This window comes from Bowdeniella nasicola (assembly GCF_001907295.1).
Lineage (GTDB): Bacteria > Actinomycetota > Actinomycetes > Actinomycetales > Actinomycetaceae > Bowdeniella > Bowdeniella nasicola.
Window position 1 is genome coordinate 1 of record NZ_MQVR01000126.1, and the last position, 3,347, is coordinate 3,347.

The 3,347-nt window shown below is 66.2% G+C and carries 3 protein-coding genes; 1 reads left to right on the top strand and 2 read right to left on the bottom strand.

Features of this window, described 5'->3' with window-relative positions; genetic code table 11:
- The first annotated feature begins 229 nt into the window (after nt 1-229).
- The gene (locus BSZ39_RS12395) at nt 230-1,216 is read left to right on the top strand and encodes an IS481 family transposase (protein WP_073717619.1); all 987 of its coding nucleotides are present in this window, start codon (nt 230-232) and stop codon (nt 1,214-1,216) included.
- Here BSZ39_RS12395 and BSZ39_RS12400 read toward each other — a convergent pair.
- Nucleotides 1,213-2,580, bottom strand: coding sequence for an AI-2E family transporter (locus tag BSZ39_RS12400; RefSeq protein WP_073717620.1), 1,368 nt, complete (start codon nt 2,578-2,580; stop codon nt 1,213-1,215). The genes BSZ39_RS12395 and BSZ39_RS12400 overlap by 4 nt on opposite strands.
- A gap of 10 nt (nt 2,581-2,590) precedes the next feature.
- Nucleotides 2,591-3,214 carry an HAD hydrolase-like protein gene (locus BSZ39_RS12405; protein ID WP_158025202.1) on the bottom strand — a complete coding sequence of 208 codons (624 nt, stop codon included), beginning with the start codon at nt 3,212-3,214 and terminating at the stop codon, nt 2,591-2,593.
- Nucleotides 3,215-3,347 lie beyond the last annotated feature (133 nt).

Here is a 3,347-nt window from a genome sequence, read left to right on the forward strand (position 1 = left end):
CCGCTTCAGCGACGGTGACCTCGCCGGCCAGCACGCTCAGCACGATCCTGGTCTTGGTCTCCGGACTGAACACCGGTGGTCGTCCCATGGTCAGGCCCTCCTGCTCTCAGACGCCGATCATGCCCTCATAACCGGTCTGCCAGAAAGCATGACGCGGGACAACGGCGAGGAGCCTGTGATGGGCGGCCACTGTGTGAGGTGGCCGCCCATCACACCTTGGAGGACGTCCATGTCCCACCCAAATTCTGCACTGACCCCTCGCCACCGCCTGAAGGTAGCCCAACTCGTCGTCGAGGAAGGATGGCCGATCAGCGAGGTCGCCGCTCGCTTCCAGGTCTCCTGGCCCACCGCGAAGCGCTGGGCCGACCGCTACCACGCCGGCGAGTCCATGCACGACCGGTCCTCACGACCACACCACAGCCCGAACAAGACCCACCCGAAGGTCGTCAAGCGCTGCATCAGCCTGCGCATGCGACTCCGCGAACGGCCAGTGCAACTCGCACCACGACTCGGGATCGCCCCCTCCACCGTCCACCGCATCCTCTCGTCCTGCCACCTCAACCGACTGACCCACGTCGACCGTGCCACCGGCGAACCCATCCGCCGCTACGAACACGACCACCCCGGCGCGATGCTCCACGTCGACGTGAAGAAGCTCGGAAACATCCCCGACGGTGGAGGCTGGCGTTACGTCGGACGACGGCAGGGCGACAAGAACCGGACCGCCACACCAGACGAGCCGAAGAACAAGCACCACGACCCCCTGATGGGAAAGGCCTATGTTCACACGGTGATCGATGACCATTCCCGTGTCGCCTACGCTGAGATCCACGACGACGAAACCGCGATCACCGCCACTGCGGTCCTGGTGAGGGCTGTCGAGTGGTTCAACGCTCGTGGGGTCACGGTCGAGCGGGTTCTGTCCGACAACGGCGGTGCCTACCGGTCACACCTGTGGCGAGACACCTGCGCCGAGCTCGACATCAAGCACAAGCGAACCAGGCCGTATCTGCCCCAGACCAACGGCAAGATCGAGCGCTTCCACCGCACCCTGGCCGACGGCTGGGCCTACGCCCGCTGCTACACCTCCGAGGCCGAACGACGCGGCGAGCTCGACGGTTGGCTGCACTACTACAATCAGCACCGCCCGCACACGGCCTGCGGCAACCAGCCGCCTTTCTCACGATTGATCAACGTCCCCGATCAGTACACCTAGTCCTCGATGAGCTCGTCCTCATCGACGCTCGGCAGGCGCCGCAGCGGGGGATCGGGCTCGTTCAGCGTCTTATAGACCGCCCAAATGACCGAGATGATCGGGATCGCGATAATGGCGCCGAGCAGGCCGAACGCGAACGTGCCGGCCGCGACACCAACGGCAACGACGACGGGATGGAGCGCAACCTGCTTGCCCATGACGAGCGGCTGCAGGACGTGGCCTTCGAACTGGCCGATGAGCGCGATCCCGATACCGACGATCGCGGCCTTGACGAAGCCGTCGGCGGCCAGCGCGACGACCATCGCGATCACCATCGCGGCCGGGGCACCGACGAGCGGGATGAACGCACCGATCATCACGAGGACCGCGAGCGGCGCGGCCAGCGGGATGCCGAGCGCCCACAGCAGGATGAACGCGAAGACGCCATCGGACAGCGCGATGATCATCGTGCCGCGCGCGTAGCCGGAGAAGGTGAGCCAGCCGGCCGCGGCGGCGCGGTGCGTGTTCTCGCGCTTGCGGGCTGGCAGCCGGTTCAAGAACCACAGCCACATCTTGTCGCCCGAGGCGAGGAAGAAGATCGTGATGAACAGTGCGAGCGCGAGGATCGTGAAGATGATCGCGACGGTGCCCGCGTTCGACAACACCTGGCTCGCGAGGTCGCCCGCGTTGTCTTGGACGTACTTCGTGCCCTTGGCGACGAGGTCCTTCACCGCATCGGTGAGTTCCTGGCGGGAGACATGCCACGGCAGCGGTCCCTTTTCGAGGAAGTCGATGATCGTATCGATACCGTCGGAGAACTTCGCGGCGAGGTCATTCCACTCGCCCGAAACCGAGTAGCCGACATAAAACAGCAGGCCGCCAAAGACGCCGAAGGACCCGATTAAGGACAGGGCGGTAGCAAGGGCGCGGGGCATGATGCGCGAGAGCAGCGTGACGATCGGCCACAGCACCGACGTCGCCACGAGTGCGAGGAAGACGGCGATAAAGACGAGTTCGATCTTCGCGGTGGCGAACACGATCCCGACGATGACGAGCGTGATCCCGATGAGGTACCACGCGCCGAGCCCGTATTTCGCGAGCCAGCGCGGCACCTGGGACTGGTCACGCGCCGAGATCGCACGCTCGGGCATGCGGCGCACAGTCACGCGCCCGGCCGTCGTCGCCCGGTAGCGGCGCGGCGCCGTATCGGGAGCGCGCGGCGGGGGAGCGGCCGTCGGGGTATTGGGAACGAGCGGCGTCGAGGACGTCGACATCGGCGGATTAGCCGGGCGTCGCCGCACCGAACGCATCGCACGCGAGGAGGTACGGGCGGCCGAGCTGCCTGCTCGACCGAGGGCCTTCGCCACGCGCTTGAACCGTCCCATGGCTTCCAGTCTAGGCGCGGGTCGGGCTTGTCGCCGCGTACGGCGCGTCGAGCAACTGGGTGGGGGAGTCGATCGCGGGGAAGTCACCGGCCTCGCTCGCCTCGCCATAGCCCCTCCGGGCGAAGACGGCGTCGATGTTGCAGGCGCGGGCGCCTTCCATGTCATAGCTGCGGTCGCCGATCATGAGCGGATCGCCGGCATACCCTGCCTCGGACAGCCGCTCAAGGCACAGCTCGATGACCTGTTCCTTGTGGTTGATGCCGCGTTCGGGATCGGCGCCGGTGATGAAAGTGAAGGCGTCGGTCAGGTCGTGGGCGGCAAGGATCGTGCGCGCGGCTGTCTCGGGCTTGGCCGTCGCGACCGCGTTGATGATCCCTAGCTCGGCAGCCTTGGCGAGGGTGTCGGGGATCTCGGGATACAGGGGTGCGCTCGTCATCTGCGTCGCGTAGATCGTGCGGTAGGCGGCGATGATCTCATCGAGGCGGTCCAGCGGAACATCGCAAAACCGGGGCAGCCCGTCGATCAGCGGGGGACCGACGCAGCCGCGCGCCCGCTCTGCCGGGACATCCGGCAGGCCGCATTCAGCGAGCGCTTCGCGGATCGAGCCGATAATCGTCGGTCCGGAATCGATCATCGTTCCATCGAGGTCCCACAAGAAAATTCGCACCATGTTGTCCCGCGTCAAGTAGTTGGCAGGAATTCGGGCTCGGGAAAGTTGGGGACGGTCGGGTCCGCCAGCCCGTGGTGGACCTGTGACGGCCGGTTCC

Excerpts from the sequence above, each read along its gene's own strand:
- BSZ39_RS12400 (WP_073717620.1), bottom strand. The coding sequence starts at position 2,580 with ATGGGACGGTTCAAGCGCGTGGCGAAGGCCCTCGGTCGAGCAGGCAGC.
- BSZ39_RS12395 (WP_073717619.1), top strand. The coding sequence starts at position 230 with ATGTCCCACCCAAATTCTGCACTGACCCCTCGCCACCGCCTGAAGGTA.
- BSZ39_RS12405 (WP_158025202.1), bottom strand. The coding sequence starts at position 3,214 with ATGATCGATTCCGGACCGACGATTATCGGCTCGATCCGCGAAGCGCTC.